The 22,298-nt window shown below is 41.0% G+C and carries 19 protein-coding genes; 18 read left to right on the top strand and 1 reads right to left on the bottom strand.

Annotation, left to right across the window (positions count from 1 at the left end):
* Window positions 1-29: 29 nt before the first annotated feature.
* The 4 genes from rpoC (at window position 30) to KEM09_RS11640 (ending at window position 7,783) form a co-directional block, all read left to right on the top strand.
* Window positions 30-4,304, top strand: a complete 4,275-nt coding sequence (rpoC, locus tag KEM09_RS11625) for a DNA-directed RNA polymerase subunit beta' (protein ID WP_212228500.1) — start codon at window positions 30-32, stop codon at window positions 4,302-4,304.
* A 70-nt stretch (window positions 4,305-4,374) separates the two neighbouring features.
* Window positions 4,375-4,695 carry a DUF3467 domain-containing protein gene (locus KEM09_RS11630; RefSeq protein WP_212188055.1) on the top strand — a complete coding sequence of 107 codons (321 nt, stop codon included), beginning with the start codon at window positions 4,375-4,377 and terminating at the stop codon, window positions 4,693-4,695.
* Window positions 4,696-4,769: 74 nt separating this feature from the next.
* On the top strand, window positions 4,770-5,948 hold the full coding sequence (locus KEM09_RS11635; RefSeq protein ID WP_212228502.1) for an exo-beta-N-acetylmuramidase NamZ family protein: 1,179 nt from the start codon (window positions 4,770-4,772) through the stop codon (window positions 5,946-5,948).
* Between the two features lie 8 nt (window positions 5,949-5,956).
* Window positions 5,957-7,783 (top strand): serine hydrolase domain-containing protein, encoded by a 1,827-nt coding sequence (locus KEM09_RS11640; protein ID WP_212228504.1) that lies wholly within the window; start codon window positions 5,957-5,959, stop codon window positions 7,781-7,783.
* On the opposite strand, the gene KEM09_RS11645 is transcribed toward KEM09_RS11640, so the two are convergent.
* Window positions 7,759-8,436: an AlbA family DNA-binding domain-containing protein gene (locus tag KEM09_RS11645; RefSeq protein ID WP_342344005.1), complete on the bottom strand. Its 678-nt coding sequence runs from the start codon at window positions 8,434-8,436 to the stop codon at window positions 7,759-7,761. The genes KEM09_RS11640 and KEM09_RS11645 overlap by 25 nt on opposite strands.
* Window positions 8,437-8,699: 263 nt before the next feature.
* On the opposite strand from KEM09_RS11645, the gene nuoE reads away from it, so the two are divergent.
* The 14 genes from nuoE (at window position 8,700) to KEM09_RS11715 (ending at window position 22,276) form a co-directional block, all read left to right on the top strand.
* Entirely contained in the window at window positions 8,700-9,179 is a 480-nt protein-coding gene (gene nuoE, locus KEM09_RS11650; protein ID WP_212228506.1) for an NADH-quinone oxidoreductase subunit NuoE, read from the top strand.
* Between the two features lie 360 nt (window positions 9,180-9,539).
* A complete protein-coding gene (locus KEM09_RS11655; protein ID WP_212228508.1) occupies window positions 9,540-10,718 on the top strand; it encodes an NADH-ubiquinone oxidoreductase-F iron-sulfur binding region domain-containing protein in 1,179 nt (392 codons plus the stop codon).
* A gap of 17 nt (window positions 10,719-10,735) precedes the next feature.
* Window positions 10,736-12,526 (top strand): NADH-dependent [FeFe] hydrogenase, group A6, encoded by a 1,791-nt coding sequence (locus KEM09_RS11660; RefSeq protein WP_212228510.1) that lies wholly within the window; start codon window positions 10,736-10,738, stop codon window positions 12,524-12,526.
* A 68-nt stretch (window positions 12,527-12,594) separates the two neighbouring features.
* Complete coding sequence (locus tag KEM09_RS11665) at window positions 12,595-12,855, top strand: NAD(P)H-dependent oxidoreductase subunit E (protein ID WP_212188049.1); 261 nt, start codon at window positions 12,595-12,597, stop codon at window positions 12,853-12,855.
* A 4-nt stretch (window positions 12,856-12,859) separates the two neighbouring features.
* Window positions 12,860-14,719: a [Fe-Fe] hydrogenase large subunit C-terminal domain-containing protein gene (locus tag KEM09_RS11670; protein ID WP_212228512.1), complete on the top strand. Its 1,860-nt coding sequence runs from the start codon at window positions 12,860-12,862 to the stop codon at window positions 14,717-14,719.
* Window positions 14,703-15,893, top strand: coding sequence for a SpoIIE family protein phosphatase (locus KEM09_RS11675; RefSeq protein WP_212228514.1), 1,191 nt, complete (start codon window positions 14,703-14,705; stop codon window positions 15,891-15,893). Before KEM09_RS11670 ends, KEM09_RS11675 begins: the two co-directional genes overlap by 17 nt.
* 252 nt (window positions 15,894-16,145) lie before the next feature.
* Window positions 16,146-16,502, top strand: coding sequence for a DRTGG domain-containing protein (locus tag KEM09_RS11680; RefSeq protein ID WP_244824973.1), 357 nt, complete (start codon window positions 16,146-16,148; stop codon window positions 16,500-16,502).
* Between the two features lie 9 nt (window positions 16,503-16,511).
* The gene (locus KEM09_RS11685) at window positions 16,512-16,928 is read left to right on the top strand and encodes an ATP-binding protein (RefSeq protein WP_212188046.1); all 417 of its coding nucleotides are present in this window, start codon (window positions 16,512-16,514) and stop codon (window positions 16,926-16,928) included.
* Window positions 16,929-16,940: 12 nt separating this feature from the next.
* On the top strand, window positions 16,941-18,323 hold the full coding sequence (locus KEM09_RS11690) for a [Fe-Fe] hydrogenase large subunit C-terminal domain-containing protein (RefSeq protein WP_212188045.1): 1,383 nt from the start codon (window positions 16,941-16,943) through the stop codon (window positions 18,321-18,323).
* A gap of 49 nt (window positions 18,324-18,372) precedes the next feature.
* Window positions 18,373-18,708: a DRTGG domain-containing protein gene (locus KEM09_RS11695; RefSeq protein WP_212228516.1), complete on the top strand. Its 336-nt coding sequence runs from the start codon at window positions 18,373-18,375 to the stop codon at window positions 18,706-18,708.
* 2 nt (window positions 18,709-18,710) lie between these two features.
* Window positions 18,711-19,454, top strand: a complete 744-nt coding sequence (locus KEM09_RS11700; RefSeq protein WP_244824974.1) for a PHP domain-containing protein — start codon at window positions 18,711-18,713, stop codon at window positions 19,452-19,454.
* On the top strand, window positions 19,454-19,999 hold the full coding sequence (locus KEM09_RS11705) for an ATP-binding protein (RefSeq protein WP_212228520.1): 546 nt from the start codon (window positions 19,454-19,456) through the stop codon (window positions 19,997-19,999). Before KEM09_RS11700 ends, KEM09_RS11705 begins: the two co-directional genes overlap by 1 nt.
* 64 nt (window positions 20,000-20,063) lie before the next feature.
* Window positions 20,064-20,471 carry a (2Fe-2S) ferredoxin domain-containing protein gene (locus tag KEM09_RS11710; protein ID WP_212228522.1) on the top strand — a complete coding sequence of 136 codons (408 nt, stop codon included), beginning with the start codon at window positions 20,064-20,066 and terminating at the stop codon, window positions 20,469-20,471.
* Between the two features lie 11 nt (window positions 20,472-20,482).
* The gene (locus KEM09_RS11715; protein ID WP_212228524.1) at window positions 20,483-22,276 is read left to right on the top strand and encodes an NADH-quinone oxidoreductase subunit NuoF; all 1,794 of its coding nucleotides are present in this window, start codon (window positions 20,483-20,485) and stop codon (window positions 22,274-22,276) included.
* The last annotated feature ends 22 nt before the right edge of the window (window positions 22,277-22,298 follow it).

The following is a 22,298-nucleotide window of genomic DNA, read 5'->3' on the forward strand; positions in this document are numbered from 1 at the left end:
ATATAATTTACAATAATACTCTACGCTATATGGCATTTAGAAGAGATCAGAAACAAAAGAGTAACTTCAATAAAATCACTATTGGATTGGCTTCTCCTGAGGAAATTTTGGAGATGTCGAGTGGTGAAGTATTGAAGCCTGAAACAATTAATTACCGTACATACAAGCCAGAACGCGACGGATTATTCTGTGAAAGAATTTTCGGTCCTGTGAAGGATTACGAATGTCATTGCGGTAAATATAAACGTATTCGTTACCGTGGAATCGTGTGTGACCGATGTGGTGTGGAGGTAACGGAGAAGAAAGTACGTCGCGAGCGTATGGGCCACATTTCATTGGTGGTGCCTGTTGCTCATATTTGGTACTTTAAATCGTTGCCAAACAAAATTGGTTACTTGCTTGGTTTGCCAACAAAGAAACTAGATACTATTATTTATTACGAGCGTTACGTTGTAATAAATGCTGGTATTAAGGCGGAAGATGGCATCAATAAGATGGATTTCCTTACGGAAGAAGAATACTTAGATATTCTTGAAACATTACCAAAGGAAAACCAGCATTTAGATGACGATGATCCAAACAAGTTCATTGCAAAAATGGGTGCTGAAGCATTGCATATGCTTTTGAGCCGTATCGACTTGGATTCATTATCATATGACTTACGCCATAAGGCTAACACTGAAACATCTCAACAGCGTAAAAATGAGGCGCTTAAGCGCTTGAATGTTGTTGAGTCATTCCGTGATTCACAAGGAATCAACCGTCCTGAGTGGATGGTTGTGAAGGTTGTGCCTGTAATTCCACCAGAATTGCGCCCTCTTGTACCTTTGGATGGTGGTCGTTTTGCTACCTCTGACCTGAACGATTTATATCGTCGTGTTATTATCCGTAATAACCGTTTGAAACGATTAATTGAAATTAAGGCACCTGAGGTAATCTTGCGTAATGAGAAGCGTATGCTTCAAGAGTCTGTAGATTCGTTATTTGATAACTCACGTAAATCAAATGCGGTAAAAACAGATTCAAACCGTCCGCTTAAGTCATTAAGTGATAGTTTGAAAGGTAAGCAAGGACGTTTCCGTCAGAACCTACTTGGTAAGCGTGTTGACTATTCAGCTCGTTCGGTAATTGTTGTAGGTCCTGAATTAAATATGCATGAGTGTGGTCTGCCTAAGGATATGGCAGCCGAGCTATATAAGCCGTTTGTTATCCGTAAGCTAATTGAGCGCGGAGTAGTAAAAACGGTTAAGTCAGCCAAAAAGATTGTTGATCGTAAGGATCCGGTTGTTTGGGATATACTGGAAAATGTATTGAAAGGACACCCAGTACTGTTAAACCGTGCCCCTACGCTTCACCGTTTGGGTATTCAGGCTTTCCAGCCTAAACTGATCGAAGGAAAAGCGATTCAGTTACACCCATTAGCTTGTGCGGCATTTAACGCCGACTTCGACGGTGACCAGATGGCGGTACACTTACCACTTGGTAATGCTGCTATTTTGGAAGCACAAATGTTGATGCTGGCTTCTCAGAATATTCTAAACCCTGCCAACGGTGCACCTATTACGGTACCTTCTCAGGATATGGTTCTTGGTCTGTACTATATGACCAAAGCACGCGAAGGCGCTAAAGGTGAAGGTTTAGTATTTTATTCTCCTGAGGAGACAAAGATTGCCTTTAACGAAAAGCGTGTTGATTTACATGCGATTGTTAAAGTTAAAACGCTCGATACTAACGATGAAGGTGAAGTTGTTACAAAAATGATTGAAACCACTGTTGGACGAATTCTTTTCAACGAATTTGTACCGAACGAAGCCGGTTATATCAATGCTGTATTAACTAAGAAAGCCTTACGTGATATTATTGGAGACGTACATAAAGTATGTGGAACACCACGTACTGCTGCGTTCCTTGATGACATTAAAAACCTTGGATACCGTATGGCATTCGAAGGTGGTCTGTCATTTAACTTGGGTGATGTGATAATTCCTGCTGAGAAAGAAACGCTTGTTCAGGAAGGTTACGACGAGGCCGAAGAAGTAATGAACAACTATAACATGGGTTTCATTACCAACAACGAACGTTACAATCAGATCATCGATATCTGGACGCATGTTAACGCGCGCCTGACGCAAACATTGATGAACCAGATTAGTACCGATAATCAAGGTTTCAACTCTGTGTATATGATGCTTGATTCCGGTGCGAGGGGTTCTAAAGAGCAGATTCGTCAGTTATCTGGTATGAGGGGTCTGATGGCCAAGCCACAAAAAGCTGGTGCTGAAGGCGGTCAGATTATTGAAAACCCAATTCTTTCGAACTTTAAAGAAGGTCTGTCTGTACTTGAGTACTTTATTTCTACTCACGGTGCCCGTAAGGGTCTTGCAGATACCGCTCTTAAAACGGCGGATGCGGGTTACCTGACTCGTCGTTTGGTTGATGTATCGCAGGATGTTGTGATTTTAGAAGAAGACTGTGGAACTTTGCGTGGTCTTACTGCTACAGATATCAAAAACAACGAAGAAATTGTTGCTTCATTATACGAGCGTATTCTTGGTCGTGTGTCTGTTCACGATATTTATCATCCAAATACTGGAGAACTGATTATTAAGTCAGGTCAAGAGTTTGGTGAGAGTGAAGCCAGAATTGTCGACGAGTCTCCAATCGAACGTGTTGAAATCCGTTCAGTATTGACTTGTGAGTCTAAGAAAGGAGTATGTGCTAAGTGTTATGGCCGTAACTTGGCAACTGGCCGTATGGTTCAGTTAGGTGAATCAGTTGGTGTTATAGCAGCTCAGTCGATTGGTGAGCCGGGTACACAGTTAACACTGCGTACGTTCCACGTAGGGGGTACAGCAGGTAACATTACTTCTGAGAACAAGATTCATGCTAAATACGATGGTATTGCTGAAATTGAAGAATTGCGTACCGTACCATCGAAGACAGAAGAAGGAGATGAAGTGGATATTGTAATTGGCCGTTTGGCAGAATTACGTATCATCGACAAGAATACCAATATTGCTTTAACCACTTATCCAATTCCTTATGGTGCTAAACTTTTCATCAAGAATGGTGCTGAAATTAAGAAGGATGATGTGATTTGTGAGTGGGACCCATATAATGCGCTGATTATCTCTGAGAAAAAAGGTAAGGTGGCTTTCGAAAATATGATCGATGGTGTTACCTACAAGGAGGAGTCGGATGAACAGACTGGTTTCCGCGAAAAAGTAATTACTGAAACAAGGGATAAAACGAAGAATGCCGGCTTACGTGTGGTCAGCCCTGAAGGTGAAGTGTTGAAAAACTACAACTTACCTGTAGGTGCTCACATGGCTGTAGATGAAGGCGATGATGTGGCTCAAGGTCAGATTCTTGCCAAGATTCCTCGTGCAGTTGGTAAAGCAGGCGATATCACCGGTGGTCTTCCACGTGTAACTGAGTTATTCGAAGCCCGTAACCCAAGTAACCCGGCTGTGGTTTCTGAGGTGGATGGTGAGGTAACATTCGGTAAAATTAAGCGTGGTAACCGCGAAATTATCGTAACTACCAAAGCAGGTGATGTTAAGAAATACCTTGTGTCTCTTTCTAAGCAGATTCTTGTACAAGAGAATGACTATGTTCGTGCTGGTACACCACTTTCTGATGGTGCAACTACGCCAAATGATATTTTAAGTATCAAAGGGCCTACTGCTGTTCAGGAGTACATTGTAAACGAGGTACAGGATGTATACCGTTTACAGGGTGTGAAAATCAACGATAAGCACTTCGAAATCATTGTGCGTCAGATGATGCGTAAGGTTGATATTGCTGATCCGGGTGATACTAAGTTCCTTGAAAAGCAGGTTGTTGACAAGATCGAATTCATGGAAGAGAACGATAATATCTGGGGTAAAAAAGTGGTAGAAGATGCCGGTGATTCAACATCATTGAAGCCTGGTATGATTATCACCGCCCGTCGTTTACGTGATGAGAACTCACAACTTAAGCGTCGTGACCTTAAACTAGTAACGGCTCGTGAAGCTATTCCAGCAACATCAAGCCAGGTACTGCAAGGTATTACACGCGCAGCTCTTCAAACACAGAGCTTTATGTCTGCAGCTTCCTTCCAGGAAACAACTAAAGTACTGAATGAAGCAGCTATCCAGGGTAAAGTAGACCAACTTGATGGTTTGAAGGAAAATGTGATTTGTGGTCACTTAATTCCAGCTGGTACAGGTGTGCGTAATTTCACAAAGGTTGTGGTAGGTTCGAAAGAAGAATACGATAGCCTGGTGAGTAAGCAAACTGCCAGTGAAGACGTTGAGTAAGCAAATTTTATGAGATAATAGGAAGAGGGGAAGCACAATTGTGACTTCCCCTTTTTTAAAAAATAAAACCATGGAAGAAAAAAAGAATCCGAATCAGTTGAATATAGAGCTTAACGAAGAGGTTTCGCAGGGTACTTATTCAAATCTGGCGATAATTACTCATTCACCAGCTGAATTTGTTATTGATTTTGTGCGTATCATGCCAGGCGTACCTAAGGCGCAGGTGAAATCGCGTGTGATTGTTACACCAGAGCATGCCAAACGTTTAATGAATGCACTCAAGGATAATATAGCCCGGTACGAATCATTGCACGGCCCGATTAAGAATACCGATAATAATGGTCAGGGCCCTGTGATGCCGATGAACTTCGGACCAGCCGGACAAGCATAAGCGCACGTAGCTAATTAATTAGGAAGAACGAAGCAGCACTGCTTCGTTTTTTTTATTTTTACTAAAAAAATCCAATGCGCAATTTCATTTTGGTTACTCTTTTGGTTTTTAGTCTCATTTCTGCATATTCATGTCAACTAAGCGTTCAGGATGATTTACCCGAATTAAGATTGGGATGTGAACAGTTTGAACAATACCTCCCATTATTAGAAGGTAAGCATGTTGGATTATTGGTCAATCATACATCTTTGGTTGACGATAGCCATCTTGTTGATACGCTCCTTGCGAGAGGTATTCTGGTTAAAAAGATATTTGCCCCTGAGCATGGCTTTAGAGGTAATGCTGATGCAGGTGAACTTATCGATAACAATGTGGATACCCAAACAGGTTTGCCCATTATTTCATTGTATGGTAAGCATAAGAAACCAACAGTAGAAGATTTGGAAGGAATTGATGTTGTTGTCTTCGATATTCAGGATGTAGGAGCGCGCTTTTATACCTATATTTCATCCATGCATTACATGATGGAGGCTTGTGCCGGGCATGCTGTTAAAATGCTTGTGCTTGATCGCCCAAATCCCAATGGTAATTATTTCGATGGGCCTGTTCTTCAGAAAGAGTTTCAATCTTTTGTTGGGATGCATCCAATACCAGTCGTTCATGGCTTAACGGTTGGGGAGCTGGCTTTAATGATTAATGGAGAATATTGGCTTAATGATTCTTTGCAATGTGACTTGTCGGTGATTAAAATGGTTAATTACACGCATCATACGGCATACTCATTACCCGTTAAACCATCGCCCAATCTTCCTAATGATTTATCAATACGGCTGTATCCATCTCTTTGCTATTTTGAAGCTACGGAAGTGAGTATTGGTCGTGGTACTTATATGCCTTTTCAGGTAATTGGCTATCCCGACTCGATTTTTGGGCAGTTTACGTTTACCCCTGTTAGTATTGAGGGTATGTCCAAACATCCACAGCAGCAAGATAAATTGTGTTATGGTGTTGATTTGCGAGGAGAAAGTTTGAATCATCAGTTTACTCTAAGATATCTACTCGAGTTTTATGAGAAGTCTGGTAAACGGGAGGACTTTATTAACCGAAAACGTTGGTTTAATTTACTGGCAGGAAACGATACTTTACTCAAGAAAGTGGAAGCTGGCTGGACTGAGGAAGCTATAAAAGAAAGCTGGCAAGAGGAACTAAACGCGTATTCTAAACTTAGAGAGCAATACCTGCTTTATCCTTAATTATACTAATGAAAAAAGCAATCATCGCAATAATTCTTGTTTTTGGATGGATTTCTGCCAGTAAGGCGGAGGCACATCTCAATGATTCTGTAGAATATTCTTTCAAATTATATGAGGTTCTCAAGCAATTTAGTTGGCTCAAGCAAACAGCTGATAATATGCCGCTACAAGATCTTTCAAAAGATAAGATAGGCATTGTAGTACCCGATAATTATGACGAATGGGAGACAAATCTGTACCGATATCAGCAAGTGGCAGTATATTCTGCCAATGATTCCTCTTTTAAAGATAAAGTTGTAGCAGATGCCATCACACACCTTGTAGTTGTTACCAATGATAGCAATTCATCGGTTTTAGATGATGTTGCTGACCAAAACCTAACTTTATCTCTGTTAAATTTCGCCGATTCATTAATGCTTGCAGATGAGCAATTAGAAAAGGTGGATAATGCGCTCTTTTGTTCATCAAATACTTCTTTAAATAGGGATTTAGCCGTTCAGCTTGTTTATAAAGCCATTTCGCTTCCTACAGAGGTTGAAGCGCTTAATTTATCCGATAAAAATCAGCGTTTGAAACATCTGTCGGCAGAGGTTTTCGGTTTAGATCAACAAGAGATAAAGGCATGCGTTGATTCAGTTGTTTATGAAGCCATCAATGCCAAAGCATTCCCAGGTTGTCGGGTGCTTGTGGCGCTAAAAGGGGTAGTGATATTTAACGAAGCTTATGGCTATCATACCTATGACAAGCGGATTAATGTCAGACAGCATGATGTTTATGATTTGGCATCGGTAACAAAGATAAGTGGCCCATTACCATTAATTATGAAAGCTTGCGATGAGCAATTGATGGAGCTTGATCAACCATTCTATTATTATTGGCCCGATTGGAATAGCCGTTTATTTCACCGTTCCAATAAGGAGGAAATGACAGTGCGAGAAGTGTTGGCTCACCAGGCCCGACTAACACCTTACATCAACTATTATCCGATACTATTAAAAGATGGGATGTACAAAGAGCGATATTTCGATATCAACAAATCAGACAAAAATAGCTTACAAATAGATCGACACCTTTATTTGTCAGCTAGCTTTAAAAACCAGGTTTATAAAGCTATACGTAAGTCGCCACTGCTTAATGAGGCGAAGTATAAATACAGTGGTTTATCGTATATGATTTATCCTGAGCTGCTGAGTAGGCTTTATAAAACAGATTATGAAGACCTGCTGTATAATGAATTTTTTAAACCTTTGGGGGCGTCATCACTCACCTATAAGCCATTGGAATACATCGAGTCATCACGCATTATACCAACAGAGTATGATCACCATTTTAGAAAGCAGCAGATTAAAGGTCTGGTTCACGATGAGGCAGCTGCTGTAATGGGTGGCGTATCGGGTAATGCCGGCTTGTTTAGCAGTGCCGATGATTTGGCTAAACTAATGCAGATGTACCTTCAGAAGGGTAGCTATGGGGGTATCCAATATATTTCGGAGGAAACAATGAATGAATTTACAAAGGTGCAATTCCCAGAGAATGACAATCGTCGCGGAGCAGGTTTTGACAAGCCTTTGTTTGGAAATGATACGTTATCAATTCAGGATAGCTACCCGGCACCGGGTGTCAGCAGAGCCAGTTATGGGCATAGCGGTTTTACAGGCACTTTTGTGTGGATAGATCCTGAATATGAACTGGTTTACATTTTTTTATCTAACCGGGTGTATCCAACGCGTGATAATCCATTAATTTACCAAATGAATGTAAGGCCACGCATACAGCAGATTTTTTATGATGCGCTAAAGAATTCTGATGGCTACCAATCTTCAGGCAAACCTTGATTAGGTTCCGGGTATTCAGGTTTGCTGTTCATCTTATAAAAGATCTGGGATTCGGTAATATCCATCTCAATCACCTTCATATGAATAAGATTTATCAGAATCTTCTCTGCTTTGCGTGGGCTGATATTGGCCATGCCGCAAAATTTTGAGAAGGTGATATAGCCATGTATACCAAGATAAGTTAATAGTTTACTTTCGGCATATTTAATTTTGAGTAAGGCGCCTCCTGGCTCTTTTTCACGTTTCCACACCTCAGTTAAGATACGATTAGCTACCAGATTTTGGTCTTTCACTCTGACATAATAGATAGGTTTACCATCTTTATCTGGCGCTGAATGAGGTTTTTTGCTACTCTTTTCAATAATGATCTCCAGAACTGTTTTTCCTTCTATTTCCCACTTTCGCGTTTCGAAATTAACAGATGGGCGGCAGTGGCGTTTGGCAGCCGATTCAATCATGTAGTATTCCTCATCTGATTCAACGCCTGCTATTTTACCATTGTCTTTGACGCCAATTAGTAAACGGCCACCATCTGTATTGGCAAAAGCAGCTATTGAGCGGGCAATCTTTTTTGTATCGGTTATGGCAAACTTAAAATCCTGGGTCTGGTGCTCACCCTCCTGGATCATTTGCTGAAGTTCTTTCTGATTCACTTGACTAGTATTTTGCACAAAGATCGAAAAATTGGCCTGATTATTAAAACTCAATGAAGAAATGTTGGATTTGGACTATTAAAGTATTGTAAATACATAAATAGGTAATAATATGTTGATAGATAGCTATTAAGAATCAGTATTAATAGCGATTAATTTCTATAATTATGAGAAAAATCATGGAATTAAGTGTTAAAAAAACTTAACTTTTAAAGAAATAATTCTTTATACCAAGTTTATTTTAATCCCTTAAATCAACAGTTATGACTGAAGTTAAACAATTGGTAAAAGGATTGGCTGACCAACATGGCCGGACAATGGAAAGCCTTTTACCCATTCTTCAAGGAATTGTACACCAAGAGCAGCACATTTCTGAAGATGCCATGGTAGAAGTTGCCCGCGAATTAAATATCTCGGCAGCCCAGGTTTATGGCACGGCAACTTTCTACTCCTTCCTCCACACCAAGCCTTTGGGAAAGTATGTTATTCGCGTTTGTAAAACAATTACCTGCATGATGCATGGTAAAAATCAAATTATTAAAGAGTTGGAAACAGTTCTAAAGATTAACCTGGGCGAAACAACGCATGATGGTAAATTTACACTGTTGGAAACCAATTGTTTAGGTCAGTGTCATAAGGGGCCGGCAATGCTCATCAATGATGAGCCTTATACCGAGCTTACGCCTGAAAAAGTGCGCGAAGTAATTATGAGCTATAAAAAGAAGGAAATTAGTGCTAATTAATATCAAAGCAACAATTCACCTTCTCTATATGACCTAGCTAATAACCTGTAAACACCAATGCCAGGTTCATATTTATTATTGACTGTGGCATGCGTCTCAACATATTATGTAATAAACATTTGGTTGTACGAAAATAAGGCAAAATAGCTTTAATGTATTCTATCAAGTGTGACATCATAGTTTAAACGAACCAATTGAGAGTCGATTAATATTAAAAGACTCTGATTTAGAACCTTTGGTCGTTCAAGTAATTATCAGGCAAGTTAAACGAACGCAAATTGTAACATACTAATTGACATCCATTAGGATGAATCAAATTCAGCGAGAGTTCACCTGCCAACTAAAGATAAACTTAAACAGATGAAAAAGAACTTACAACGACTCGACCTCATTTTTAAGAATGAGCACGATACCAAAACAATATTAAAGAAAACACTAGCCCGAAGCAATGATGAAGTGATCAATGATTTAATCAGTTCAGGGTTGAAAGGGCGTGGAGGAGCAGGTTTCCCAACCGGCTTAAAATGGAAACTGGCAGCTGAAGCAGAAGCCGAGAATAAGTATGTGATTTGTAATGCGGATGAAGGTGAACCTGGCACTTTTAAAGATCGCGAAATTCTATCAAGTGTACCGCATAAGGTGTTGACAGGTATGGCTGTTTGTGCCCACATTATTGGTGCTAAACAAGGATTTATTTACCTCAGAGGTGAATACAGTTTCCTAAAAAGCCAGCTTTTAGAGATTATCGATGATTTTCATGGCATTCTAGATGAGTGTGGTGTTAACTTCAGAGTAGAAATATTTATGGGAAGTGGCGCCTACATCTGCGGAGAAGAAAGTGCGTTATTTGAGAGTATGGAAGGAAAGCGAGGTGAACCTCGAAATAAACCTCCATTCCCAACCGATTGTGGATATATGAACCGTCCAACCGTTATTAACAATGTAGAAACCCTCGCACATACGTATTCAATAATGAAATACGGGCCTGAGAAATTTAAAGACTTAGGTGTGCAGGATTCAAGAGGGTCTAAAGTGTTTTCTGTTTCGGGCGATACCCCCATACCAGGCATCTATGAACTGGAGTTTGGTATGTCGCTGCAAAAGTTTGTGGACGATTTTGGTGATGGTGACTCCAAAGCTGTTCAGGTAGGTGGGGCTTCAGGGTTTTGTGTGCCACGCAAACGATTTGAAAAAACGATAATTGGCTATCAGGGCAAATTACGAGGAACATCATTGCCGACGGGTGGTTCTATGATGATATTTAATTCATCACGTTCCATGTATAACGTGTTGCACAATTATCTTGATTTCTTTGTTGAGGAATCTTGTGGTCAGTGCACGCCATGCAGGGTTGGAACCCAGCAATTGCTTTTAGGTATTCAGGCAGTTAAAAAAGGCGAGCAACCATCTGTTTATTTGGATAAGTTATTGGATTTAGCCGAAGCGATGCGCGTTACCGCCAAATGTGGATTAGGGCAATCAGTCGCTAATTCATTCTCATCCATTGTGGAAAATTTCCGAGAAGAAATGATTTACTAACCTTTCATCCAATTGTTATGTCTGATAAGATTAATCTAAAAATAGATAATATAGCTGTTAGTATTAATGGAGGTTCCACAATACTTGAGGCAGCCCGGAAAATTAATATTCGTATTCCAACATTGTGCTATCATGAGGATTTGTGTGTCGCTGGTAATTGTCGTGTGTGTGTGGTTGAACAAGCAGGTAGTGACAGGTTGTTGCCTGCCTGTGCGATGCCAGTGTCCGAAGGCATGGAGATACATACCAACAGCATGAAAGTGCGCAACGCCCGCAAGCAGATTGTGGAATTGCTGGTGAGTGAACACCGGGCTGATTGTACCAGGTGCTATAAAAATGGAAAATGCGAATTGCAGGAACTGGCATCGGAATATATTGTTGGTGAGAATGGGTTTATTGACCTTGTTGCTCATAAAGGCTATACAATCGATAACTTTTCCCCATCTATCATTAAAGATGACAGTAAATGTATACGGTGCCAACGGTGTGTGCGCACCTGTGACCAGCTACAGAGCATAAGTGCCTTGACAGTGGCACACAAAGGAGAGCATATGAAAATATCCTCTTTCTTCGAGAAACCGATGTTTGAGGTAGTTTGTACAAATTGTGGGCAGTGTGTTAACCGATGTCCAACCGGTGCGTTAACCGAAAAAACATATCTCGATGAAGTATGGTCTTCACTTAATTCTGAAAGAAAGCATGTGGTTGTTCAAACTGCTCCTGCTGTGAGAATTGCTTTGGGAGAAGCCCTGGGGATGCCTGCCGGTGAAATTGTTACGGGTAAAATGGTATCTGCTCTACGTCGATTGGGCTTCAGTTCGGTTTTGGATACCGATTTTACGGCTGACCTTACCATTATAGAAGAGGGAAATGAGCTGTTGCATCGCCTGAAGAAAGTAGTAAAAGATAAGGATGATAGCGTTAAATTACCTATGACCACATCATGTTCGCCCGGTTGGGTGAAGTTTATCGAACATGCTTTTCCAGAATATTTGCCTAATGTATCAACAGCTAAATCGCCGCAACAAATGTTTGGTGCATTGGCAAAAACCTTCTATGCTAATAAAATTGGTGTTGAACCCGAAAATATGGTGAGTGTGTCAATAATGCCATGCACCGCCAAAAAATATGAGGCTGATCGACCTGAAATGCGCAGCAGCGGATATAAGGATGTTGACTATGTGTTAACGACGAGAGAGCTGGCATTGATGATTAAGCAAGCTGGTATTGACTTTGCTTCTTTGCCCGACGATGAGTTTGACAGTATAATGGGTGAGTCGAGTGGTGCTGCTGTTATTTTTGGAGCAACAGGTGGAGTGATGGAAGCTGCTTTGCGAACAGCATACGAGGTAGTGACTGGTCGAGAGGTGCCGTTTGAAAACCTGGAAATAACACCTGTTCGTGGCATGGAAAGCATCAGAGAAGCCAATATTAAAATTGAGAATGTGTTGCCCGAGTGGGATTTTCTGGAAGGAGTCGAGCTTAAAACATGCGTGGCTCATGGTTTATCAAATGCTAAAAAGATAATGGAAGCCGTGCGAGACGGTAAAGCTGAGTACCATTTCATAGAGATAATGGCTTGTCCGGGTGGTTGCCTAGGAGGCGGAGGTCAGCCAATACCTACGTCACCAGCCATTCGTAAGAAGCGGAGTGAGGCCATTTATGCCGAAGACAGACACAAACCAATCAGGAAATCGCATGAAAATCCGGAAGTGATGCATTTGTATGAAGAGTTTCTGAAAGAGCCTCTTGGGCATGTGTCGCATAAGTTATTGCATACGCATTATACAGAAAGAAATCGATATTAATTTTCTGAAACCGGCTTAGGTCGGTTTCTTTTTACTATTTTGAACTTGAAATTCGAGTTTTTAGGAGTATGGATACTAAGCATGAAATAATTATTTGTCTCGGAAGCTCATGTTTCTCAAGAGGAAATAAAGATGTTTTAGAAGTAGTGAAAGAGTTTCTGAAAGAACATCAGTTATCTGCCGAGGTCTTCTTCCATGGCGATTTGTGTGGGGGTAAGTGTGAAGAAGGTCCGGTATTAAAAATAGATACGACTTTGTTTTCGCAGGTAACCGTTGATAATGTGTATGAGATTCTAACCAGCTACTTCGATGTAGAAAAGGAAAAGTAAACGTATGGGGCAATTGATTGTAACTGATAAGGATAAATGTAATCTTAGTTATACTTGTGTTAGAGTATGTCCGGCCAAGGCCATTAAAATAGCTGACAAATATGCACAGATACTGCCTGACAGGTGTATTGGCTGCGGCCAGTGTGTTACCATGTGTGCTCAGCAGGCTATTCAGTACCGTAGCGATGTAGAGATTGTTAAGAGTTTAATTGGTCAAAATGATAAGGTTGCTGCTATTTGTGATCCGGCTATATCTGGCGAATTTACAGATGTGGCAGATTATCGAAAGTTTGTAGCAATGATACGGGAAATTGGCTTTGACATTGTTACGGAAATGTCTTTTGCGGTTGACTTGGTGGCATACAAGTACAAGGACCTGGTGGACAGTTTTCAGGGTAAGCACTATATTACCACCAAATGTCCGCCTGTTGTCAGCTATATAGAGAAACAAGAGCCGGAGCTGGTCGAAAACCTGGCACCAATTGTGCCGCCATACATTGCCATGGCAAAAATTATTCACAAGCGCTATGGTGATGATGTTAAAATCGTTTACCTCACAGCATGTACTGCAGCTAAAGATGAAAAGAAGCAATTTTATCATACCGATGGGCATATTGATGGTGTACTTACGTTTGTTGAATTGCGGCAGCTGTTTGCTCAGAAGGGCATCACTGAAAAAACTGTTGAATTTAGTGAGTTTGATCCGCCATTGGGCCGCAAAGGTGGACTATTTCCGATATCCCATGGATTGTTTCAAGCGGTAGATATCAATCAAGGTTTGCTCGAGGGAGATATCATTATCACCGAAGGTCGAACTAACTTTTTGCAATCAATTAAAGAATTTAAGCAGGAAAACCAGCTTAATCAGCACCTCGATCTGTTCTATTGCAAGGGTTGCATACAAGGACCCGGTACATCGCAGGGAGGTAAGAAATTTACCCGGCGTTCGCAGGTGATTAAGTATGTTAATAAGCGCATGAAAGCCATTGATGCCTATCAGTGGCGCCTGGATATTGAAGAGTTTAAAACCCTTGATTTAAACAGAAACTTTAAATCTAAAGATATTCGACTGCCAATTCCATCTAAGGAACAGATAGATGCAGTTCTGGCCGATATGGGTAAATCGAAGCAAGAAGATCAGCTGGGTTGTGGTGCTTGTGGTTATCCATCATGCAGAGAATTTGCAGTGGCCCACTTACAGGGCTTAACCGACTATGAACAGTGCTACACTTTCTCCATCAAAAAGCTGCGATCATATGTCAATAAGGTGAATGCATCCAATGAAAAATACAGGAAGACGCAGGAAGCTTTAGTGATAAGTGAGGAAAAGGCCAGAGTAGAAGAAAAACTGGCTCGTGAAGCTGCTGAAACAACTACGGCCATGTTAAATAAGTTAAGGGCGGGGGTAGTTATAGTTGATGAAGGACTTAATGTGATTGAAGCCAATCAGCGCTTTGTGGAGATGATTGGAGATGATGCACGTGAAATAGCAGAAGTGGTGCCTGGTTTGAAAGGGGCTGAATTGAAAAGTCTGGTTGATTTTCATAAGGTGTTTGCATCGGTTTTGCAGTCGGGGCAAGATGTATTGGAGCGTGATGTTGAATTCGCCAATTCAATCATTAACGTATCTGTTTTTACCATTAAGCGGCATGAAATAGTTGGAGGAATAATACGAGACTTGATAACCCCAGAGGTTCGAAAGGAAGAAGTAATAAAGCGGGCCCGTGACGTGATTAAGGAGAATCTGGAAACGGTTCAGCAAATTGCTTTCTTACTGGGCGAGAGTGCCTCCAAAACAGAGAAGACCCTCAATAGCATAATCGAAGCGCAACAGTTAGGCGAAAAGCATGGATCCGGTAAATAAATACTTTATTGACGTTGAGTGTCGCCAAAACAATCATGTTGGTGAGATAATCTGTGGCGATGTCTTTCTTTCCAGGCGGATAAAGGAGGAGGGGCGGATAATTGCTGTGCTTTCCGATGGTATGGGAAGTGGTGTTAAGGCTAATGTTCTTGCAACATTAACGGCTTCAATGGCTATGAACTTCACGATAGAACACAGGGAAGTGGCTCGTTCAGCCGAAATAATTATGAATACCTTACCGGTATGTAGTGTGCGAAAGGTTAGTTACAGCACTTTTACTATTATTGATATTGAGGATGACGGAACCACTACTATTGTGGAATACGATAATCCGTTGTGTATGATAATGAGGGGAATGGATGAATATGATCCTGGCTGGGAAGATTTAATTCTTGATGGAGAACAAAATAAGGGTAAGAAACTCCGCATCTGCAAGTTTAAGGCCCAATTAGAGGATAGAGTTTTCTTCTGGTCAGATGGTATTGTACAGTCTGGCATGGGTACAAGAGCTTTCCCCTTTGGTTGGGGTAGAGAAGAGTTAGGCGAGTATGTGCAAAAGATTGTGAAGTACACCCCATTTGCATCCTCGGGTAAGCTGGCGCAAAAAGTCATTAATATGGCCCAGTTACATGATGGTGATAAGCCCAAAGATGACTCCTCATGTGGCGTTATATACTATCGGGAGCCACGCAAGTTACTGTTAATTACTGGCCCGCCTTTTGAAGATAGTAATGATTTTGCTTTCTCTTTAAAAGTCAAGCAGTTTAAGGGGCGTAAAATTATTGCTGGCGGAACAACCGCTGAAATTGTCGCTCGTGAGCTGGCGCTAAAATTTGATGCAGGTTTTGAGTCTGAAGACAACGAATTGCCGCCCGTTTCCTACATGGAAAGTATCAACCTGGTAACTGAAGGTATTCTGACACTGGGTAAATTGGCTCGTTTATTGGAAACCTATACGGTTAATACACGACTTTCCAAGGGACCTGCTGACCAAATCATAAAGATGCTATTTGAAAGTGACCGCATTCACATCCTTAACGGTACCAGAATAAATGTAGCACATCAGGATCCTAATCTGCCTGTGGAGCTGGAAATCAGGCGCACAGTTGTAAAACGCATCATGCGTCTTTTGGAAGTCAGATTCCTGAAAGATGTAACAATCGAATATATGTAAGTAAACATGATGTAAATCATGAATCTTCAAAAGCTTCTAGATTGATATTCAGCTTTTAGTGGCGCTTTTAATTTGTAAGTTATTCCTATGTCTGCCAAGTGATTTGTTGGGAATTAATTTAGACTTGTTCTGTATTATTGAAAACAGACTTCTGGCCTTTTTTTTCTCGGTATATTAGTATTAGTTTGCTGTAGTAATCAGGAAATATTTCTTTAATAATTAGCAACATTAACCTAGCTAAGAATAACAAATATGGCGACATCAATTAAAATAAGAAAAATAGCCGAACTGCTGGATGCCCAAGTTGTTTGCGGTGTTGATCTTATTGAAAATGAAGTGAGGTATGCATTTGCCAGTGATTTAATGAGTGATGTCTTGACCCTTGAGTCAGAACACCTGGTGCTGATTACCGGCTTAACCAATATGCAAACTGTAAGAACCGCTGAAATGGCGGATATTAACTGTATAGTGTTTGTGCGGGGCAAAAAGGTGACCCCTGAGATGATTGATGTGGCTAGTGAAAATAATACTGTTCTGATAGAATGTAAGTATTCGATGTTCAGAACAATTGGGATGTTGCACGATGCAGGTGTTTGTCCTGTGTATTGATAATTGAATATGAAGTTTAGCTACGAAGTTGAAGGAGGGAATTTTGCCAAGGCTGGTAATGCAGCCAGTAATGTCAAAAAAGTACTTAAACAGCTAAATGTTGATCCGAAAATAATAAAGCGCATTGTAGTAGCTCTATACGAAGGAGAAGTGAACGTTGTAGCTCATGCATACAAAGGAATGGTGTTAGTTGATATTGATCCCAGCCGAATACATATTCGTATTGAGGATGAAGGACCCGGGATACCAGATATTGATTTAGCTATGCAGGTGGGTTACTCAACTGCATCGGCCATGGTGCGCGAGATGGGATTTGGTGCAGGTATGGGCTTGCCTAATATGAAGAGAAATGCCGATGTAATTGATATTAGCAGTAAGGTTGGTGAAGGAACAGTCGTTGAGCTTACAACTAAATTGACAAGTTAATTGAGAATGGCTATGAGCGAGCAACAGTTTTATCATGCATTAAAAGTGGATAAGGATTTATGCTTTGGATGTACCCATTGTATGAATGTATGTCCAACCGATGCCATTCGTATCCGCGATGGTATTGCCTCTATTCGGAAAAACTGGTGTGTTGACTGTGGCGAATGTATGAAATCATGTCCGGTAGATGCTTTCTACGTTGAACAGGATGATTTTGAGAAAATCTTCAATTTTAAATACCGGGTGGCTGTTCTACCGTCGGTGTTTATAGGTCAGTTTTCTAAGCAAATTAAAGAGTGTGAAATCATTGATGTGCTCAAAGGCTTGGGATTTACTCATGTAGTGCCGGCTGAAGCTACTGTTGATGTCATCAATGAATCGATGCTGGATGAACTAAAGTCGGATAGAGACAAGCCAATGATAAGTGCTTTCTGTCCATCAATTGTTCGCCTCATTCAGGTGCGTTTTCCTGGGTTGGTGAACAATATAATACCCATAAAACCACCTATCGATACCACGGCCATGTATTATCGCGAATTACTTCAGGAAGAAGGAAAAAGTGCCGATGAGATAGGGGTATTTTATGTGACACCCTGTGCTTCCAAAATAGCTACAGTAAAGAGTCCGGTTGGTGATGACATGTCAAATGTTGATGGTGTTATCAACATGGACTTTCTGTATAACAAAGTGTACCACGTGCTGAAAACACGTAGTAACACCCAATTCTCATGTGAAGAAACAGTGCCTTACCTTTCTCCCAAAGGACTCAACTGGAGCCTAACTGATGGAGAGGCCAGCCAGATGACTGGCCGTTGCCTGGCGATAGATGAGATTCATAATGTTATTTCTTTCTTAGAGAAAGTTGAAAATGATGAAATTATTAATGTAGACTTTCTTGAATTAAGAGCATGTGATCAGAGTTGTGCCGGTGGTGTTTTGTTAACCGAAAACAGATTTCTAACCGTTGAACGGCTCAAGAATAGGGCAGAACGCATCAATGCATCTGGCAAGTATGTGCAGAATATCTCCGATGCTCACAGGCAATTGATTAAGAATAATAACTACGTTGGCAGGGTTGAACCACGCTCGATGATGGTGCTTGACGAAGACATGAGTATTGCATTAAAGAAGATGGAACGTGTTCGTCGAATGATGTGCTATTTGCCTGGTATTGACTGTGGAGCATGCGGTGCTCCAAATTGTGAAAGTCTGGCTAAAGACATTGTGCGTAAAGAAGCTAATTTGTCGAATTGCGTCTTTCTGCAGCGCATGATGGAAAAGAGTAAGAAACTGGATCCTCAGCATTCAATTCGTATCATTGAGAAGACCTGGGGGAAGGATCGTTTAGATAAAGATTGTAAGAAAAAAGGTGCTAAGGATGAGGCTAATATGTAACTATTGAGAAACGCAAGTCTATGTCTGAGGCATTAAAATATATATAAAGATGAAGGTTGCTGATATCATTGAAAAACTGGATCTCAAAGTAATTGGAGGCGAAGAAGGCCTTCAGAATGAAATAACAGGTGGTTATACATCTGACTTATTGAGTGATGTAATGGGAAATGTGGATGAGGGTGATGTGTGGATAACTCTGCAGACTCACCGTAATGTAATGGCGGTTGCATCACTTAAAGAGGTAGCGGCTGTAATTATCGTTAAAGGATTGGAGGCGGATGAGAACACCATTAATCAGAGTAATGATGAAGGGATACCTTTGTTAAGCACCGAAATGGAGACGTTTGAGTTATCCGGTAAATTGTATCAAATGCTCAATGAATAGTGATGAGACGCTTTAAGGCCGATTTGCACATGCACACCGTCTTATCTCCATGTGGAAGTTTAGAGATGAGTCCGGTTGTCATTGTTGATAAAGCCTTAGAGCGAGGAATCGATATAATTGGAATAACTGACCATAACAGCACCAGGCAATGCGCCGAAGTGTATAAGGTTGGACAGCAAAAGGGAGTAACAGTGTTTTGCGGAGCTGAGGTCACTACCAAAGAAGAAGTACACTGTTTAACGTTCTTTGAAAATTTTGAAAAACTTGACGCTTTTCAGGCGTATCTGGATAAGCATCTGCCTGAAATACCCAATGATCCGGAAAGGTTTGGCCATCAGGTGTGGGTAGATGCCGATGAAGAAATACTTGGACAGGAAGAGCGGTTGTTGATTAGTGCCATTGACCAGTCTATTGATGAGGTGGAATCTAAAGTGAGAGAGCTGGATGGTTTGTTTATACCTGCACACATCTTCAGACCAAGTTTTAGTGTATACAGCCAGTTGGGATTTATGCCATTTGATATAAAACCCGACGCCATTGGAATAAGCTCGCGATACAATGTGGAGGAACAGCTTAATAAGCATACCGAACTTAAACAATTTACTGTGTTGCGCTCATCCGATGCTCATTTTCCGGAGCAGATAGGCATACACTATACCGTTGTAGAAATGGAAGAGCCCAGTTTCGAGGAGTTTCGAAAGGCATTGCACAATGTTGAAGGAAGAAGAGTAATTGAATTGAGGTAATGAAGGATTTATCAATGCATATTATGGATATTGTCCAGAACTCTGTAAGAGCCAAAGCTGAAAATGTAACACTATTCATTGTGATGGATGAATACTGGTTGACCATAACGGTGCAGGATGATGGGACAGGTATGGATGAGGTTACGCTGCAAAAAGTACGCGATCCTTTTTATACATCACGCACTACTCGTAAAGTGGGGATGGGTATTCCACTTATACAGCAAAATGCAGAGCTAACCGGTGGACATGTGGAAATAGAATCGACGCTTGGCGTTGGTACGACTTTAACCGCGCAGTTTGGAAGAAAACACATTGACAGGCCGCCAATGGGTGACATTGCATCCACAGCAGCCATGATGATGACAGGTAATGATGGTGTTAATCTGCAATTTGAAGTTCAATGTGGAGATGAACAGTTTGCAATAAGCACCAATGAGGTAAAAGAAGTATTAGGAGATGTAGACATTCGCCTGCCGAAAGTAACAAGTTTTTTGAAGGAAATGATTGAGGAAAATTTAAGGGAATTAAATATAGAATTTGATTAAAAGCCTGATTAAATCGGGCAACCAGACAAACAAAAGAATGTGTAATTAATAATAACCAATCGCTATGTCAAAAGTTAAATCTCTTGCTGATTTGCGCAAAATGCGCGATGAACTGCAAACAAAAGTGAGTTTGCGCGAGAAAAGCGACCATCCTGATAAACTGGTTCAGGTGAAAGTGTCGATGGCTACCTGTGGAATTGCCTCAGGAGCTAAGGAAGTGATGAACCATATGATTGAAGAAATGGATCGTCAGGCTATAGATGCCATAGTTACTCAAACCGGATGTATGGGTTACTGCTATGCAGAACCAACTATCGAAGTCACGCTGCCCAATAGTGCACCAGTGGTTTTTGGTCATGTGGATAATAAAAAGGCCAATGAAATCATTGAGAAGTACATTATTAGAGGTGAACTGGTGGATGGCATCATCCCGGTAAATTACGAAACAGTAAAAGAGAATAAAAACGAATAGTTTTTTGCACTATGGCTAAATATAAGAATCATATCCTTGTATGTGGCGGAACTGGCTGCCGTGCATCACAGGGTGAAGAAATTGTACAAAATCTTGGGAAAGTAATTGAGGAGAATAGCCTTGAGAATGAAGTACAAGTAGTGAGAACCGGTTGCTTCGGTTTTTGTGAGAAAGGTCCTGTTGTTAAAATGGTACCCGACAATACTTTTTACGTGCAGGTAACACCTGAAGATGCCACTGAAATTGTATCAGAGCATTTAGTAAAAGGACGTAAAGTAGAACGTTTACTTTATACCGATCCAGAGACACAGGAACGTGTTTCGGAATCGAAAGATATGGGCTTCTACAAAAAACAGATACGTATTGCCTTGCGTAATTGTGGTTTTATCAACCCTGAAAATATTGATGAGTACATTGCTCGTGATGGATATGCTGCTTTAGGTAAAGTGTTAACTGAACTGACACCTGAAGAAGCTATTAAAGTGATTATTGACTCTGGTCTTCGCGGTCGCGGTGGTGGTGGTTTCCCAACAGGATTAAAGTGGGACATCACACGTAAAGTGGAAGCTGAGCAAAAATATGTGGTGTGTAATGCCGATGAAGGTGACCCGGGGGCTTTTATGGATCGTTCTATTCTTGAAGGAGATCCACATGCAGTATTGGAGGCGATGGCTATTAACGGGTATTGTACCGGTGCTACTAAAGGATTGATTTACATCCGTGCCGAGTATCCATTGGCTATTTCACGCTTAAAGATTGCCATTAATCAAGCCCGAGAGTATGGTTTGTTAGGTGAAGATATTTTTGGTACAGGCTTTAGTTTTGATGTTGAATTACGCTATGGTGCAGGTGCTTTCGTTTGTGGAGAAGAAACATCATTGATTCACTCCATGGAAGGATTGCGTGGTGAGCCAACCGTGAAACCGCCATTCCCCTCAGAGAGTGGTTACAAGGGTATGCCAACCAACGTAAATAACGTTGAAACTTATGCTAATATACCGGTTATTATCCTCGAAGGGGCCGAGTGGTTCAGCAGTATCGGTACCGAAAAGAGTAAAGGAACCAAGGTATTTGCCCTGGCTGGTAAAGTAAATAATGTTGGACTTATTGAAGTGCCAATGGGTACCACACTTCGCGAAGTAATTTTCGATATTGGTGGTGGTATTAAAGATGGTAAAAAGTTTAAAGCTGTTCAGACCGGTGGCCCATCAGGTGGCTGCTTAACTGAAAAGCATCTGGATATTCCTATCGATTACGATAACCTGTTAGCTTGTGGCTCAATGATGGGCTCAGGTGGTATGATTGTAATGGATGAGGACGATTGTATGGTTTCTGTAGCCAAATTCTATTTAGATTTTACAGTTGAAGAATCGTGTGGTAAGTGTGCGCCTTGTCGTATTGGTAACAAGCGCTTATACGAAATGCTTGATAAGTTGACTGAAGGCAAAGGAACAGAAGAAGACCTTACTTTATTACGTAACCTGAGTAATGTAATTAAGGATACTTCTCTTTGTGGATTAGGTCAAACATCGCCTAACCCGGTTCTGTCAACCATGGAAAACTTTGCTGATGAGTATGAAGCACACGTTCGTGACGGGAAATGTCCGGCAGGTCAGTGTAAGTCGCTGATGCAGTATGTGATTGAGGCCGAAAAATGTATCGGTTGTACACTATGTTCGCGCGTTTGTCCGGTTGATGCGATTACCGGAGATAAGAAAGAACCTCATTTAATCAGTCAGGAGACTTGTATTAAGTGTGGTGCTTGTTATGAAAAATGTAAGTTTGGTGCAATCAGCATTCAGTAACCAGGCTAATTTTTGAACAGTA

Origin of the sequence: Carboxylicivirga mesophila (genome assembly GCF_018271975.1) — a bacterium.
GTDB lineage: Bacteria > Bacteroidota > Bacteroidia > Bacteroidales > Marinilabiliaceae > Carboxylicivirga > Carboxylicivirga mesophila.

What these genes read in the sequence shown, in the direction of transcription:
- KEM09_RS11690 (WP_212188045.1), top strand. Translation starts at nt 16,941, where the DNA reads ATGAGCGAGCAACAGTTTTATCATGCATTAAAAGTGGATAAGGATTTA.
- KEM09_RS11670 (WP_212228512.1), top strand. Translation starts at nt 12,860, where the DNA reads ATGGGGCAATTGATTGTAACTGATAAGGATAAATGTAATCTTAGTTAT.
- KEM09_RS11630 (WP_212188055.1), top strand. Translation starts at nt 4,375, where the DNA reads ATGGAAGAAAAAAAGAATCCGAATCAGTTGAATATAGAGCTTAACGAA.
- KEM09_RS11710 (WP_212228522.1), top strand. Translation starts at nt 20,064, where the DNA reads ATGTCAAAAGTTAAATCTCTTGCTGATTTGCGCAAAATGCGCGATGAA.
- KEM09_RS11640 (WP_212228504.1), top strand. Translation starts at nt 5,957, where the DNA reads ATGAAAAAAGCAATCATCGCAATAATTCTTGTTTTTGGATGGATTTCT.
- KEM09_RS11705 (WP_212228520.1), top strand. Translation starts at nt 19,454, where the DNA reads ATGAAGGATTTATCAATGCATATTATGGATATTGTCCAGAACTCTGTA.
- KEM09_RS11715 (WP_212228524.1), top strand. Translation starts at nt 20,483, where the DNA reads ATGGCTAAATATAAGAATCATATCCTTGTATGTGGCGGAACTGGCTGC.
- KEM09_RS11660 (WP_212228510.1), top strand. Translation starts at nt 10,736, where the DNA reads ATGTCTGATAAGATTAATCTAAAAATAGATAATATAGCTGTTAGTATT.
- rpoC (WP_212228500.1), top strand. Translation starts at nt 30, where the DNA reads ATGGCATTTAGAAGAGATCAGAAACAAAAGAGTAACTTCAATAAAATC.
- KEM09_RS11655 (WP_212228508.1), top strand. Translation starts at nt 9,540, where the DNA reads ATGAAAAAGAACTTACAACGACTCGACCTCATTTTTAAGAATGAGCAC.
- KEM09_RS11695 (WP_212228516.1), top strand. Translation starts at nt 18,373, where the DNA reads ATGAAGGTTGCTGATATCATTGAAAAACTGGATCTCAAAGTAATTGGA.
- KEM09_RS11680 (WP_244824973.1), top strand. Translation starts at nt 16,146, where the DNA reads ATGGCGACATCAATTAAAATAAGAAAAATAGCCGAACTGCTGGATGCC.
- KEM09_RS11635 (WP_212228502.1), top strand. Translation starts at nt 4,770, where the DNA reads ATGCGCAATTTCATTTTGGTTACTCTTTTGGTTTTTAGTCTCATTTCT.
- KEM09_RS11665 (WP_212188049.1), top strand. Translation starts at nt 12,595, where the DNA reads ATGGATACTAAGCATGAAATAATTATTTGTCTCGGAAGCTCATGTTTC.
- KEM09_RS11675 (WP_212228514.1), top strand. Translation starts at nt 14,703, where the DNA reads ATGGATCCGGTAAATAAATACTTTATTGACGTTGAGTGTCGCCAAAAC.
- nuoE (WP_212228506.1), top strand. Translation starts at nt 8,700, where the DNA reads ATGACTGAAGTTAAACAATTGGTAAAAGGATTGGCTGACCAACATGGC.
- KEM09_RS11700 (WP_244824974.1), top strand. Translation starts at nt 18,711, where the DNA reads ATGAGACGCTTTAAGGCCGATTTGCACATGCACACCGTCTTATCTCCA.
- KEM09_RS11685 (WP_212188046.1), top strand. Translation starts at nt 16,512, where the DNA reads ATGAAGTTTAGCTACGAAGTTGAAGGAGGGAATTTTGCCAAGGCTGGT.